The sequence below is a fragment of the Halomonas sp. NYA30 genome (assembly GCF_976980765.1).
This window is the reverse complement of record NZ_OZ334477.1, coordinates 3,880,056-3,895,217: the sequence shown is the minus strand read 5'-3', so window position 1 is coordinate 3,895,217 and position 15,162 is coordinate 3,880,056. Positions and strand designations below refer to the sequence as shown.

The following is a 15,162-nucleotide window of genomic DNA, read 5'->3' as shown; positions in this document are numbered from 1 at the left end:
TGCATTGTTTTTAGTGAAAGGGGGTTAGAACGTATTGTTATAATTAGTGTAGTCTTTTGGTGAAATTATTATATTAGAAAGTTGCTTTTTTAAAAGAGTTTATCAAGCTTTCTTAAATATTGCGATGGGTTGAATTCTTTTAATGCGTTTTCTTCTGTAATAATGTTGTGTATAGAGTCAAGAGCGTTTAGATCTTTTGAAAGTTCGATGCTGTTTCCTATATCATGATCTATGTTATGGAAGATATGTTGTAATTCTTTATGCATTCCTTGGTGATTGTTCATGGTTGTGAAAGGGATGCAACCGCTAGCAGCAGCCGTCAGTTGTCGCTCACTTAGTGCAGAGCCAAAGTTGTTGATAACCATCCACATATTGCTACTGTGGTGCATTAACTTCACGGTCTGGGCATAATTCTTGGGTTTTAGTACTGTTGTATCGTTATGGAATTTGATACCTTCGGGGAATTGCCCATTCCACACGAGTGTTAATGGTATTTTAGAGGAAATTTTACGTAAAAACTCCTCGCGACGGATTGATCTTGCCACTTGGTTGATAAGAAAGCATAAGTCGACCATCTCGCTTTCTTTTTCAAAATTTATATTTCTGTTAAAGGCTTCTGATAGGGCTATGTGTGCAGGTGTTACTTTAGTTTCTAGAACAATCTCTAGTGCTTTGAGAAGCGCTTTGTGTTTTTTGATTTTTTGGTAATATTGATCGTTGTTTTGGTAGCTTCCTACATATAAGTTTTTGATTGGCCGTTGAGATGGTTTTATTAATCTTTCTTTAGTTAGAAGAGATGAGGTGTATAGACTCGGATGATATTCACCATTGTGCCGGTCGTTGATTTTTTTTGCAATCTCGACCGCAGTAGGTTCAACATAGAAAAACTTGGAATTTTCGTCTGTTTCAATAATATTTTCTTTTATCCATGGGTAAAATGGCATATCTCTTACTAATGAGTAAAAGGGGGGTGTCCTACTGTTTTCTTGGCGTGCCTTTTTTATTAGTTCAGCACCGTGGCTTTGCTCTAAGTGAACTGCGTCAAAATGTCCAGAGGTTAGCGCTTCATAAGCTTTTTCTTTATAGCGGCTAATATCAATAATAAGAGGACTATGTTCGCACTCAGCTGCTGCTTCTGCAATGCTATTGGAAAATGCTAGATGTGTCCCAAATGGGTCGATCTTTGAGTTGTATAAAATAAGTAATTTCACGTTGTAGCCTTTTTTCTTTGAGATGGATATTTGCAGAATATATGTTTGATTAGCTTAGTGATGTAGTTGATGCTAGTGAGGTAACAACTTGCATTTGATTGTTAATGCTAATGTAGGCGTGCATCGGTAAACTTATTACTTGAGTAGCTGCATTATCCCCTACTGGTAAGTTTGATGTTTTATCCGCGACCGCAGGTTGCTGGTTTAAGGTGGATGGGTAATGTACCGCCGTTGGTATTCCTAGCTCTTTGAGCTTGGCCTGAACTTCTGCGCGATTTTTTAAGCGAATGGTGTACTGCGCCCAGGCACTTGTGTTGTAGGGGGGCACGTAAGGTGTGGTGGTAATCCCTGAATCATTGAGTAGTTGATTATAGCGCTCGGCGACTTGCTGGCGTAGTAATAACTCCTCATTAAAGATCTCTAGTTTGGGCAGCAGAATAGCGGCCTGTAGGGTATCCAGTCGGCTGTTCACACCTACACGAACATGATGATAACGGCGATCCTGACCATGGCGAGCAATTTGGCGCAACACGACAGCTAGCTTATCATCGTTGGTAAAAATCGCACCACCATCGCCATAACAACCCAGCGGTTTGCTAGGAAAGAAACTAGTGGTGGCGATGGTGCTCAGGTTGCAGGACTTGCGGCCTTTGTAGGTAGCGCCAAAGCTCTGGGCAGCGTCTTCAATTACCGGTATACCGTATTTTTCCGCAATAGCATTAATGGTGTCAAAGTCGGCGCACTGACCGTAGAGCGAAACGGGTATGATCGCTTTGGTTCGCGGTGTAATGGCTGCTTCCAGCTTCGAGGGATCCAGGTTGTAGGTGCGTGGGTCAATATCCACATAAATCGGTTTGGCACCCAGCAGTGCTACCGTCTCGGCGGTGGCGATATAAGTGAAACCGGGAGTGATGACCTCATCTCCTTGGCCGATTCCAAGCGCCATCTGGGCGATCTGCAAGGCGTCTGTGCCGTTAGCGCAGGTAATGCAGTGCTTGGTACCCGCATAGGCGGCGAGTTTTTCTTCCAGCTCGGCCACTTCGGGGCCAAGGATGTACTGGCCGTGGGCTAACACCCGCTGGATACCAGCGTCGATTTTGTCTTTTATTCGGGCTTGTTGCGCTGCGAGGTCAATAAAGTGAATCATGCACTCATCCTCTTCAGCTGGTTGCCATTTAGCACATAGCGGTCACCGGTATGCTGACATACTGCTTCGCTTTGCCCTTGCAATGGCAGTGCTAGTTGTTCGCCGTATTGGCTCATCCAGCCGATTTGCCGGGCTGGGACGCCTACCATAAGGGCGTAAGCTAAAACGTCTTTATTGACGACTGCACCGGCGCCGATAAAGGCGTACTCGCCGATGGTTACACCACAGATGATAGTGCTGTTGGCTCCCAAGGTAGCGCTCTTCTTCACTAGCGTGTCGCGGTATTCGCTTTTTCGCTCAATGAGCGAGCGTGGGTTGTAGACGTTGGTAAATACCATGCTGGGGCCGCAGAATACGCCTTCTTCTAATGTGACATTGTCGTAAACGGAAACATTGTTCTGCACTTTACAATTATCGCCGATCACGACTTTGTTGCCGACGAATACATTCTGCCCTAGTGAGACGCCCTTACCGATTCGAGCCCCGCTGCACACGTGTACGAAGTGCCATACGCGGGAACCATCGCCGATCTGGGCGCCCTCATCAACGATGGCGGAGTCATGGATCATCAAGTTTGTGTCACTCATCTCACACTAGTCTGCTTAGAAGGGGGTGGGCTTCACTAGCCCTCGGGGCTTGTGGCTGCGCGGAACTGATGGTGTTTACGGTCTCAATGCAGTGGCGTGTATTTTCAATGCCGAAGCCGCAACCGCTGAGTATCCCCAGGTAGCTAACCGTGTGTAGGTCGGTAAAACCTCCAGAGAACTCGATCTCTTGGCCATCCACAGTAATAGAGCGATAGGTGGCCTGCTTGTTGCCCTTAACGTTTTCAGGTAGGTCGTTAGCGTCGATGGAGAGGAACCAGGGCACCCGCGCTTTCTCGTACTCCAAGTAGCCAGTGGCTTTGTCGTTGCTGGCGAAGTGCAGCATGTTCTTCTGTAGCTTGCCGAAGATGAAGTGCAGCATGTCGAAGAAGTGGACGCCGATGTTGGCGGCCACGCCGAAGGACTTGCGCGGATCGCCCTTCCAGCTCTCCATGTACCACTTGCCGCGAGAAGTGATATAGGTTAGCTCCACCTCGTACTTGTCGGAACGTGACTCCTCCTCCACCTTCTGCTTCAGGTCGAGGATTGCTGGATGGTGACGCAACTGCAGGATGTTGTAGACGCGCTTACCGGTCTCCTGCTCAATCAGCGCCAGCTCATCTAGGAGTTCAAGAGTCGGCACTAGAGGCTTCTCGCAGATCACGTCGCAGCCAAGCCGCAGCCCAGCGGCGATATGGGCATGGTGCAGGTAGTTCGGCGAGCACACCGTTACGTAGTCCAGTGCAGTCTCGGGGTTACGCTTGAGCTGCCAAGCATGCTCTTGGAAGCGCTCAAACTCGGTAAAAAACTCACTTTGGGGAGATATGGAGTCTATAATGCCTACCGAATCGTTGATGTCGTAGGCAACTGCCAGATGGTTGCCAGTTTCTTTAATCGCTTTCATGTGACGAGGAGCGATGTAACCAGCAGCACCGATAAGGGCAAAGTTCTTCATTCTTTTCCTCAAGCCTTGATGATATGGACGTAGGTCTCGCGGAAAGTACCACGGCTGTCAATTATCAGCCGAGCATGCTGCTTGATCAGTCCAAAGTCGAAACAGTCATGATCAGTGGCTAGTACTACAGCATCGAAGCTTGCCAAACTCTCGACGGTCAGTTCCACGCTTACCAAATCAAAATGGTGCTCGCGCATTTTTGGGAAAACTGGCACATGGGGATCGCTGTATGCCACCTCTGCGCCCTTTGCCTCGATTAATTCCATGATTCTCACCGAGGGAGATTCACGCATATCGTCGACGTTCTTCTTGTAGGCGATACCTAAAATCAGTACGTGGCTGTGCTTGAGGGCCTTGCCATTTTCGTTTAGGCCATCTATCAGTTTGCTCACCACGTATTCAGGCATGGCTCGGTTCACCTCGCCGGAAAGCTCGATAAAGCGGGTATTCAGACCGTATTCGCGAGCCTTCCAAGTAAGGTAGAAGGGATCGATAGGAATACAGTGGCCACCCAGACCCGGGCCTGGATAATAGGGCGTGAAACCGAAGGGTTTAGTCGCTGCGGCATCTACCACCTCGAATATATCAATGCCCATACGGTCTGCGACCATTTTCATTTCGTTGACTAAACCGATATTGACAGCTCGGTGGATGTTCTCTAGCAGTTTGGTCATTTCGGCTGTTTTAGTAGAGCTAACTGGTACGACCTGATCAATAGCGGATGAATAGAGAGCAATACCGACTTCAAGACAAGCCGGGGTATGTCCTCCAATCACTTTAGGAATCGTGCGAGTCTCAAAGTCTGGGTTGCCAGGATCTTCCCGCTCAGGTGAATAGACTAAGAAAATGCTTTCGCCCACGATTAGGCCACTTTCCTGCACGCGTGGCAGTAGCTCCTCTTCGGTCGTACCTGGATAGGTGGTGCTCTCCAACGACACAATCTGCCCTTCTCGTAGATAGGGCTTGATGGCGTTAACTGTGTCAATTACGAAGCTTATGTCCGGTTCGCGATATTTGTTTAGCGGTGTCGGCACGCAAAGGATAATCGCATCGGCTTCTACGACTCGGCTGAAGTCGGCAGTGGCTTCAAACCCACACTGAGCAGCATCGTCAATTTTCTTTGACGGTATATGCTCAATGTAGCTCTTTCTGGCATTCAGCTGGTCGACTTTTGACCGATCAATATCAATACCCAGCACACGAAAACCAGCATCAATATAGCGTAGTGCAAGCGGTAAGCCGACGTAACCGAGGCCGACTATGCAAATTGTGGCATTTGTTGTGCTGAATTTTCTCAGCAGCATGAGTTGGGGGTTAATCATGTAATATCTCTAAGCTGATCAGTTGCACTACATGGTTTCATTGCCATGGTCTATATGTGTTATCGGCAAGTCTACCGACTTACTTAGGGATATGCTGATCAATTTATCGCTAAGCTGCTGTGGTATTCAGCACAATACATTTTACAGCTCAATGTTTGGTTCTGATCATCTTAAGTAGTTGGTTTTAACTGATGACCGAGTTTTCTGGTTGTCAAGCTGAATTTAAGATGAATGGATACCGTCAGTAGAGCTCCAAGCTATAGATCAAAAAGAAATAATAAACCTATTTATTATTTCTTTTTTGCTGCTATATTGACAGCATTGAGCTGGTAATAAGTGACAAATATCTTTATCAGCGTCTCCATCTTCACGCTGGATATATTGGTGCCTAAGAGGAAACGGCTATGGCGAACCTGAGTCCCTTAAAAAAAACCGTGATTGCCCTTTCATTGGGTGTTGCAGGGTTGTTTGCCACGACTGCCCAAGCCGACACCCTCCGTGTGGGCATGTCCGGTGGTTATTTCCCCTTTACGTTTGTGGAGCAGGACGAGCTGAAAGGCTTTGAAGTTGATGTGATGAATGCCGTGGGTGAGATCACCGGTGATGAGATCGAATTCGTGACCGCTAGTTTCTCTGGCCTGGCGGGCATGCTGGAGTCTGGGCGTATTGATACCATTGCCAACCAGATTACGATCACCCCTGAGCGCGAAGCCAAGTACGCCTTCACGGAGCCCTATGTGTATGACGGCGCGCAGGTGGTGGTGCGGGCGGGTAATGATTCCATTCAAGGCGTTGAGGATCTGTCCGGCAAAAGCGTGGCGGTGAATTTGGGTTCCAACTACGAACAGTTGCTGCGTGAGCAACCGAATGCCGACGAAATCGATATTCGTACCTATGAATCCAACATCGAGCAGGATGTGGCCTTGGGCCGGGTTGAAGCGTTTGTGATGGATCGCGTGAGTGCGACGCAAGTCATTAAAGAGAAAGGCTTACCTTTAGAGCTGGCGGGTCAGCCGTTCTCGACCATTGAGAACGCGCTACCGTTTCGTGATGATGAAGCGGGCCGTGAGCAGCGCGACCGGGTTGGTGCAGCGCTTGCCGAGCTGCGTGAAAATGGCGAGCTACGTGAGATATCGGAAAAGTGGTTTAATACCGACATCACCCAGCCGTAACGTTTAGGCTACCCTGGTTTAACGCGGCCGTGGCATTGCCACGGCCGTTTGCTTATAAGCGGTCTAATCTATGTTTAATTATTATGTTTAATTATTATGCTTAATCTCGAATATATGTGGGGGCTATTGCCGGTTCTGCTGCGCTATCTGCCGCTCACGCTTCAAATGGCGACGATCGCCATGTTCTTTGCGCTGATACTGGCGTGCCTGCTGGCGGTGGTTCGCGTATCAAAAGTGCCGGTGTTAAACGGGTTGTCGCTGCTGTTTATCTCGTTTTTCCGCGGTACGCCGCTGCTGGTTCAGCTGTTTCTTTTCTATTACGGCCTGCCGCAGCTGATTAGTTCGTTGATCGCGATTACCGGTGTCACTGCTGCGGTGCTGGGGCTAACGCTGCACTTCTCTGCCTATATGGCCGAGTCCATCCGTGCGGCGATTGTGGGGATTGACCGCAGCCAGACCGAAGCGGCACTCTCCATCGGCATGACCCAGTCGCAGTTAATGCGCCGTATCATTCTGCCCCAGGCAACCCGCGTGGCAACCCCAACGTTGATGAACTATTTCATCGATATGATCAAAGCGACCTCGCTGGCCTTTACGTTAGGTGTCACCGAATTGATGGGCGCGACGCAAAAAGAGGCAGCGGGCAGCTTTCTCTATTTGGAAGCTTTCTTGCTGGTGGCGCTGATTTATTGGGCAGTCGTGGAAGTGCTCTCCTGGGGGCAGCGTCGGTTAGAAATTTACCTGAATAAGGCCTACCAACGATGATTTCGCTGCAAGGCATTACCAAGCGCTTCGGCGGCCACACGGTGTTTAAAGATATTGACTTGAGCCTTGCCCAGGGCGAGATCATCGTCATCATTGGCCCCTCCGGTACGGGGAAATCGACGCTGCTGCGCTGTATTAACTTCCTTGAAAAGCCCGATGCCGGACGCTTGCAGGTAGGCGACCTGAGTGTGGACACCCAGCGCGCTAGCCGGGCAGATATTCTGGCACTGCGCCGTCGCACGGCGTTTGTGTTTCAGAACTACGGCCTATTCGCTAACAAAACCGCGCTGGAGAATATCAGCGAGGGGATGATTGTGGTGGACAAGCTGCCCAAGGCCAAAGCACACGCGCGGGCGAGGGAGATTCTGGAACGCATCGGCCTGGCGGATAAAGCCGATGCTTACCCGGCGTCACTTTCCGGTGGCCAGCAGCAACGGGTAGGCATCGGCCGTGCCATGGCAGCGAATGCCGATGTGATTTTGTTTGATGAGCCCACCTCTTCACTAGACCCGCAGTGGGTGGAAGAAGTGTTGGGCTTAATGAAGCAGTTAGCGGTAGAACGCCAAACGATGATCGTGGTCACCCACGAGATGCAGTTCGCCCGGGAAGTGGCAGACAGAGTGGTATTTATGGACGAAGGTGGCATCGTCGAGCAAGCCCCGCCTGAAGAGTTGTTCACTGCACCCAAAGATGAGCGAACGCGCCATTTTTTGCGCAAGATTTTGGCGCCTACTGGGCAGGCAGTGCCGTGAGGGCCGTGCTGGTTTTTTAGGTGGCACCAGCTAAGTTAATGCCAAGCGTGGCTATGGATGGAAGCAATGCCGTGCATGTTATGCTGACTTTCAGTTCACCTGTTTTTTGAGGTTGCTATGCCAACTGAAAACCGGCGCAAATTACCTATTGGCGTTCAGACCTTCTCAGATATCCGTGAAGGTGACTACTACTACGTTGATAAAACACCCGATATTCACCGTCTAACGGAAGAGGGGAAATACTTTTTCCTCTCCCGCCCGCGTCGCTTCGGTAAAAGCCTGCTGCTTGATACCCTGCGCTGCCTGTTTGAAGGCCGCAAAGCGCTGTTTGAAGGGCTGTATATTCACGATAAATGGGATTGGCAAACTGGGCATCCGGTGATTCGTATTAGCTTTGCCGATGGGCATTTGGCTAGTCGTGAGGATTTGGATACCCATATCCGCTATCAGCTGGCTCAGCATCGCGAGCGCCTGGGCATTGTCAGCGAGCGCCCCAAACTAATTGCCAATGATTTTTCGGACCTGATTCGCCGCACTCACCAGAAGTTTGGTCAACGTACGGTAGTGCTGATTGATGAATACGATAAACCGATTCTCGATAATATCTTAGCCCCAGAGCGAGCCCGCGAACTGCGCGAAGGGCTGAAAAACCTTTACAGCGTGCTCAAAGACGCCGACCCGTATTTACGCTTTGTACTGTTAACGGGTGTTTCTAAGTTCAGCAAAGTGAGCCTGTTCTCGGGGCTGAATAACCTGAACGACATTACGCTGGATGCGCCTTACGCTTCCATTTGTGGGTACACCGATGAAGATGTTGACAGCGTCTTCGCTCCTGAATTACCGGGGTTAGACCGTGCTCAAATCAAGTATTGGTATAACGGCTACCGTTGGGGTGGGCAGGAGGTGACCGCTGTATACAACCCCTTTGATGTTCTACTACTGTTTCAAAAGCGCCAGTTTGGCCCCTATTGGTTTGAGAGCGCTACCCCCACATTTTTGGTAGAAATTCTAAAACAACGCGGGGTGTTTACGCCGTCACTAGATCAGCTGGAAACCGAGGCTGAGCTGCTGGGTCGTTTTGATGTTGACCATATCGGGACTGAGGCGCTGTTATTTCAAACGGGATATCTAACCGTTAAGCAGGTGGAAGAACCCATGGTGGGGTATCGGTTATATACCCTAGGCTTTCCTAATCAAGAAGTAGAAACCAGCTTAAACCAAGCGTTACTGCCGGTATTAGGTGTTGAAAACTCAGCGCGTGAGCGCAAAACGCTGTTTACACATTTACGCGGCCATGATTTAGCCGGACTTGAAACTCATCTTAAAGCCCTTTACGCCGGACTACCCCACGATTGGTATCGCAACAATCCCATTGCTCAATACGAAGGTCATTATGCCAGTGTCTTCTTTAGTCACTTTGCCGCTCTTGGGTTAAGCGTTACGGTGGAAGACGCCAGCCATTTCGGTAAGGTGGATATGACAGTGGATTTCAGTGGTCACCTTTACCTGTTCGAATTTAAAGTGGTGGAGCAGTTGCCAGAAGGCAGCGCACTAGAGCAGATAAAAACCAAAGGCTACGCCGATAAATACCGCGCCCAAGGTAAACCTATCCACTTAATTGGCGTGGAATTTTCCCGCCAGCAGCGCCAAATTGTGGCATTTGATATGGAGACGCTCTCTTAATGCCCACTATCACCCAGTCATTACTAAAAAGCATTGAGCAGTTAGCCTGTGAGGCAGGCGAGGCGATTATGCAGGTCTATCGTCGGGAGTTCAGCGTAGAAATAAAAGCCGATAACAGCCCGCTGACTGAGGCGGATAAAGCGGCCCATGAGATTATTGCCCGTGGCTTGCAGGCGCTTACCCCTGAGGTGCCGGTACTCTCTGAAGAAGATACCCACGGCTTTAACGGCGCTAACGCTGAGGGCTTTTATTGGTTGGTCGACCCGTTGGATGGCACCAAAGAGTTTATCAAGCGTAATGATGAGTTCACCGTCAATATTGCTTTGATTGCGCAAGGAAAACCGGTGTTGGGCGTGGTGGTTGCCCCTGCCTTACAGCTTACTTATCTAGCCGCTGAAGGGTTGGGGGCCTTTAAGGTTGGCGCTGATGGGCAGTGGCAGGCCATTCAGGCGTCATTACCGCCGCAAGCGGGGCGGCCTTGGCGTGTGCTGGGCAGCCGTTCGCACCCCGACCCGCGTATGGCAGCATGGTTAGAAGCGCTGGGGGAGTATAAAACTCAACCCATGGGGAGTTCGCTGAAGTCGTGCTTTATCGCGGAAGGTAAAGCGGATGTCTACCCGCGTTTTGGCCCCACCAGTTTGTGGGATACCGGCGCTGCTCAAGCGATTGTCGAACAGGCCGGTGGGCGAGTGGTCACGCTGGAAGATCAGCCTTTAAGCTATGCCAATCCCCAGCAAGTGCTTAACCCCGATTTTGTGGTGTGGGGCAAGCGCTAGACTGTGTGCAAGCGCTATTCCATGTGAATGATGATCTGATTACGGCCGTTTTCTTTCGCTTCATAGAGCCCTATATCCGCTCTTTTAAGCGCCGGCTTTAACGATTTTTCTTGGTCGCGAACAGAGGTTACTCCCAGTGATGCGGTGATTTTTAGCGCTTGTTGCGTACCTTCATATTCAACTAAGGTAGTCGCCTCTTCAATAGAGGCACGAATTCGCTCTGCCACCTGTTGAGCCTGTTCTATAGCGGTGTTGGGGAGTAACACCGCAAACTCTTCACCCCCAACCCGGCACAGTAAGTCTTCTTGACGAAGCAGATCGCTGACTATTTGCGTAAAGTTTTTCAGTATTTCATCACCAATATCGTGGCCATACTCATCGTTGATGTGTTTAAAGTGGTCAATATCTATGGTGATAAGCGCTATGGGATGATTTTGGCGCCGTGCCCGTGACATCTCAATTTTTGCTTGGGCTTGCAAGTAACGCCGGTTAAACACGCCCGTTAGGGGGTCGGTCATGGCTTGCGCACGTAGTTTTTCTTCAAGCTGTTTACGCTCGGTAAGATCAAACACCGTTGCCCTGGAATGCACAAAACGGCCGTTGCGCGTGTAGGCAGAGCCTTGAATCATCACGTGACGATGCTCGCCGTTACGCGTGAGTAAGGTGCATTCTGCGCTGCCAGATTGATTGTCTTTCACGTTTTGGAAGGCTTTTTCAAACTGATCACGTGTTTCTGGTGTAATGAGCTCTCGATAATCGATATGACCTATCACTTCCTTGGCAGAGTAGCCCAGCCAGGCAAGTTCGGTGCGGTTCATTTTGACCACGAGACCGGACTTATCAATCGAGTGATAGCCGCAGGGGGCATTTTCATATAAATCACTGACTTCATAGGCGTGGCGCTGAGCGGCTTGGCGTAATTCCCGTTGGCGTTGGCTGCTGAAGGTCCAAAATATGCCAAATGCTACGGCAACGCCGTAAGTCAGCAACAGAAACCAGAGGACAGTGGTCTCTTCTTTAAACAGTGAGAGCCAGGTAGGGCGGGGGAGCGTGACACCCAGTTTCCACGGGTGGTCGGCGTTGTCGCTAAAAATAGTACCTGCCAGGCTGCGGTAGCGCTGGGTGCGTATATCTTCGGTTTGAAAGCGCAGCAGGTGATTGTCTACGGTGGCGTTGCCTTCATTGCGCTGCTGCATGGCTTGCCAGTAGAGGGGAGAAAGCGCAGCAAAGTTGCCACCAAAACTCGCTGTATCTATTGATCCGATACCTTCATCCAGCAGCCACCTGCCTTGGGCATCGACCAAAATCATATTGGCGTTCTGGTCAAGTAGCATGGCTTGTCGCAGGGCATCTGTCAGGTAATCCCAATTAAGGCTCAAAAGTACTACGCCACGGCGCTCGCCGGTGGCATCAAACACAGGGGTGGAAACGTTGACCACTGGAATCACATCGCGGCCAAATAACTCGAACTGCAGGTTACGGCCAGGCGGTGAGATATACAGGTCGCGTGGTAACAGCTTGGATGCTTCTATGAAGTAGTCAGTATTAACATGTAGATTGCCCGATATCCGTGGTCCAGTTTCACGGCTTCTGGGGGCACGCAGCACTTCGCGCCCCTGGTTATCAATCAGGACTAGCTTGGTGTAACGAGCGTTGTGGCTAATTAAGGTCGTTAAAAAATTAGAAAGCTGGGATAAATCACTAAGTGAATATTGCTGGTCAGTGAGTGTGGTTAAACTTTGCGCTGCGAGGTAGCGCCTTAGTCCAGGCATTTCAGCAATGGCAAGCGCGTAGTTAAGGCTTTCATTGATATCGCGGGTTAACGCTTCTTGCCCCACTTTTAAGAGGGCATCGGCTTCGGCGCTCAGGCTATTGAGCCGTGTTTCCATATGCACATGGAGAACAGGCAGCAGCGTCGTTGAAACGAGGATCAACGGTATGCTCACGGCTAGCAGTAGGCGAGTGTGTAGGCGGCGCAGTGGCACGGCAGCATTTCCTGTCTAAAATTGGCGGCCTGGGTAGGGCAGCCTGTTTTTCTGTCTTAGATGTAAGGGATGGCGTTTATGGCGGAATTTTTATCAGCCACTTTCTAGGGTGGCGTAAGCGTTTGTGGCAAGCGTTTTAACATCCCAAACGGCATGGGTTTGGAGAAATAGAACCCTTGCAGCAAATCGCATTGGCGTTGCTGCAGATCCCTTTGCTCTTCACGTGTTTCAATGCCTTCGGCGACTACCGCTAAGTTTAAGTGATGGGCCATGGTGATAACGCCTTGAACAATGGCGGCATTTTTCGCGTTTTTTGAAATGCCTCGAATAAATAGAATGTCGAGTTTTACCTTGCTGATAGGGAGGTCGCGTAAATAGCTGAGACTCGAAAAACCAGTGCCGAAGTCATCCAGCGCAACGCTAATGCCCAGGTCTCGTACTTCAGTGAGTAGTGCAACGGCTTGTTCGGTATTCGTCATTAGCGTGCCTTCCGTTACCTCTAGTTCCAGTAAGGCAGGGGGTAGGCCGCTAGCGTCAAGCGCTGCTTTAACTTCGTTCATAAAACCTGTGCGCCGGAACTGCATTGGCGAAATATTCACCGCCACCGCAAGGGGGCGCTCACGGCCAGCATTAAGGGTCGCAATATCATGACAGGCGCGATCCAATACCCAGCGACCAATGGCAATAATTTGCCCCGTTTGCTCGGCAATCGGCATAAACACACCCGGTGAAACAAGGCCTTTGGTGGGATGGTGCCAGCGTATCAGCGTTTCCACACTTTTAATGTCGCCGCTAGCGGCATCCACAATGGGTTGATAATACGCTTCAAATTGCTCAGCTTGTATGGCTTCTTGTAACTCTCGTCTGATAACAACATGTTCGGCGACATTGTCGATGGCGTCACCGCAGTACCATTGCCATGTGTTACGCCCTTGGCGCTTGGCGTCTTCCATCGCGAGGCTAGCATGGTGAAGTAGGTCATGCGTCTGGGTGGCACTGCCTTTATTTGAGGCGATACCAATGCTGGCGCTGATATGCAGGCTATATTGATAGAGTGTAAACGGCTGAGCAAGAACCACTAATAAACGGTTCGTGAGAGCAATCACTTCTTGTTCGCTTTGGGAAGGGGCTAGCAGTACCACAAACTCATCGCTAGAGAGGCGGGCCACACTAACGCCCGCTGTCACGGTATCTAGTAAGCGTTGCGCTACGGTTTTAAGTAACTGGTCTCCTACTCCATGGCCAAACGCATCATTAATCGGCTTAAAGTCGTCTAAATCGATATGAAGCAGCGCCAGTTCCTGCCTCCGCGATTTACAGCTTTGTAGCGCATGCTCCAGGCGTGTTTGTAGCGCCCCAAGGTTAGGGAGCCCGGTGAGTGGGTCGTGCGCTGCTTGATAAGCAATCCGCGCTTCCTGCTCTCGCTGACGTGTAATGTCTTGTTGTATGCCGATAAAATGCGTGCATACGCCCGTTTCGCTAAACACGGGGCTAATCGATAACTGGTTCCAAAACAGAGTGCCGTCGCGGCGGTAGTTACGTAGCAGTACTTGCACGTCTTGATGTTGAGTGATGCCGCGGCGAATCTCTTCAATAGCTTCTGGGTTGGAATCTTCGCCTTGTAAAAAACGACAGTTGCGGCCAAGTGCTGCTTCAGCGCTGTAACCGGTGAGGTCGGAAAACGCACTGTTTACATACACTAGAGGCAAGTGGGGCTGGGAGGCATCTGCCATCACCACACCATTGGGGCTGGCTTCAATTCCCCGTTTTAACAGCCGTAGCTCGCTTTCATCCTGTTTTCGCTGAGTAATATCACGGCAAATCGCATAGACGCCTATCATTCGTTCATCGGCGATAATCGGCACGTGGGTGACTTCAAGCTGAATGGCATGCTGATGACTGTTGATGCTAAGCGCTTGATAGCTTTGATGTTGCCCTTTTAAGGTGGCGTTAAAGGCAGCTTTTGCCTCTTCGAGAGCGTCGATATGGAGAAGCTTAAAAAAAGCGTTACCGGTTAAGCGCTCATTGGTGATGCCGGTAATATGAGCTGCGGCTGAATTACAGTGCTTGATAATGCCATCAAGGCTCAGCTCAAATATGGCATCGGGATGATGGGTAAACAGGGCGTGGTGACGCGCCTGCAAAGCGTGAGGTACATCCTGTACGTTATAATTGTTTGCAATACTCTCCTTAATGTTTGCCATGAAGACTCTTTTCACAAGTTAATCCGTGTCACAAGTTTGTCATAAAATATGAGTTGGCTTTGGCATCGTTGGCTAACCATTGCCCAAATGAGTAGGCTCGAAAGCTTCGGTAGCGGCGGCCACATAATGGCCGCCGCGCTATTTTAACTATTCCATGCGGTTAGCCGTGTTGACTTGGTCCGCGCTGAGCTCGGTAAGCTATGTTGAACGCGTATGTTTTTCATTTTCCCCACTTTAAAAAGTAATAAGATGCGACTGCTTTTTAAGGCGTGCCATGCAGTAGCTTTAGAATTAATTGTATTAGCTTGTTTTTATGGAGCTGGTTGAACGTTGCAAATCGATCAACGTGGTGCTCAAGGAGGCAGCTAGGCAAGTTTGGAAAGCGCTTAATACTAGATTTTCTAGTTTTAATTGACTAGCACGATGGTGCTCTTCAGAGTGTAACGCTAAGGTTGTTTTGTGTCTTCCTTTAATCTTTTTTAATGATGCTTTTTGTACGGAACATGTCTCTTTAAATATATAAAAAAACAGAAAAATTTAATTGGCGTGCAAAAATAAGCCGTGCTTGAATCCATAAATCACCCCATCGACCTTGGGATTCTCGAT

At 49.7% G+C, this 15,162-nt stretch carries 12 protein-coding genes; 5 read left to right on the top strand and 7 right to left on the bottom strand.

Features of this window, described 5'->3' with window-relative positions; all coding sequences use genetic code 11:
• Positions 1-89: 89 nt before the first annotated feature.
• From ACWI0H_RS18090 to wbpA, 5 genes are read right to left on the bottom strand one after another with little or no spacing between them, the layout of a single operon-like run.
• Complete coding sequence (locus ACWI0H_RS18090; RefSeq protein WP_485874133.1) at positions 90-1,211, bottom strand: hypothetical protein; 1,122 nt, start codon at positions 1,209-1,211, stop codon at positions 90-92.
• A 49-nt stretch (positions 1,212-1,260) separates the two neighbouring features.
• Positions 1,261-2,355, bottom strand: coding sequence for a DegT/DnrJ/EryC1/StrS family aminotransferase (locus ACWI0H_RS18085; protein ID WP_485876265.1), 1,095 nt, complete (start codon positions 2,353-2,355; stop codon positions 1,261-1,263).
• A complete protein-coding gene (gene wbpD / locus ACWI0H_RS18080) occupies positions 2,355-2,927 on the bottom strand; it encodes a UDP-2-acetamido-3-amino-2,3-dideoxy-D-glucuronate N-acetyltransferase (protein WP_485876263.1) in 573 nt (190 codons plus the stop codon). Before wbpD ends, ACWI0H_RS18085 begins: the two co-directional genes overlap by 1 nt.
• A gap of 19 nt (positions 2,928-2,946) precedes the next feature.
• On the bottom strand, positions 2,947-3,897 hold the full coding sequence (locus ACWI0H_RS18075) for a Gfo/Idh/MocA family oxidoreductase (protein ID WP_485874132.1): 951 nt from the start codon (positions 3,895-3,897) through the stop codon (positions 2,947-2,949).
• A gap of 8 nt (positions 3,898-3,905) precedes the next feature.
• Positions 3,906-5,201, bottom strand: coding sequence for a UDP-N-acetyl-D-glucosamine 6-dehydrogenase (gene wbpA / locus ACWI0H_RS18070; protein ID WP_485876262.1), 1,296 nt, complete (start codon positions 5,199-5,201; stop codon positions 3,906-3,908).
• 422 nt (positions 5,202-5,623) lie between these two features.
• On the opposite strand from wbpA, the gene ACWI0H_RS18065 reads away from it, so the two are divergent.
• The 5 genes from ACWI0H_RS18065 to cysQ all read left to right on the top strand — a co-directional run bounded on the left by ACWI0H_RS18065 (position 5,624) and on the right by cysQ (position 10,367).
• Positions 5,624-6,391, top strand: a complete 768-nt coding sequence (locus ACWI0H_RS18065) for an amino acid ABC transporter substrate-binding protein (RefSeq protein ID WP_485874131.1) — start codon at positions 5,624-5,626, stop codon at positions 6,389-6,391.
• Positions 6,392-6,487: 96 nt separating this feature from the next.
• Positions 6,488-7,156 carry an amino acid ABC transporter permease gene (locus tag ACWI0H_RS18060; RefSeq protein WP_485874130.1) on the top strand — a complete coding sequence of 223 codons (669 nt, stop codon included), beginning with the start codon at positions 6,488-6,490 and terminating at the stop codon, positions 7,154-7,156.
• On the top strand, positions 7,153-7,908 hold the full coding sequence (locus ACWI0H_RS18055) for an amino acid ABC transporter ATP-binding protein (protein ID WP_485874129.1): 756 nt from the start codon (positions 7,153-7,155) through the stop codon (positions 7,906-7,908). Before ACWI0H_RS18060 ends, ACWI0H_RS18055 begins: the two co-directional genes overlap by 4 nt.
• A gap of 117 nt (positions 7,909-8,025) precedes the next feature.
• Positions 8,026-9,591: an ATP-binding protein gene (locus ACWI0H_RS18050; protein WP_485874128.1), complete on the top strand. Its 1,566-nt coding sequence runs from the start codon at positions 8,026-8,028 to the stop codon at positions 9,589-9,591.
• A complete protein-coding gene (gene cysQ, locus ACWI0H_RS18045) occupies positions 9,591-10,367 on the top strand; it encodes a 3'(2'),5'-bisphosphate nucleotidase CysQ (protein WP_485874127.1) in 777 nt (258 codons plus the stop codon). The genes ACWI0H_RS18050 and cysQ overlap by 1 nt, the downstream gene beginning before the upstream one ends.
• 14 nt (positions 10,368-10,381) lie before the next feature.
• On the opposite strand, the gene ACWI0H_RS18040 is transcribed toward cysQ, so the two are convergent.
• Both ACWI0H_RS18040 and ACWI0H_RS18035 read right to left on the bottom strand, forming a co-directional pair.
• The gene (locus ACWI0H_RS18040; protein ID WP_485874126.1) at positions 10,382-12,352 is read right to left on the bottom strand and encodes a sensor domain-containing diguanylate cyclase; all 1,971 of its coding nucleotides are present in this window, start codon (positions 12,350-12,352) and stop codon (positions 10,382-10,384) included.
• Positions 12,353-12,456: 104 nt separating this feature from the next.
• Entirely contained in the window at positions 12,457-14,556 is a 2,100-nt protein-coding gene (locus tag ACWI0H_RS18035) for a putative bifunctional diguanylate cyclase/phosphodiesterase (RefSeq protein WP_485874125.1), read from the bottom strand.
• Positions 14,557-15,162 lie beyond the last annotated feature (606 nt).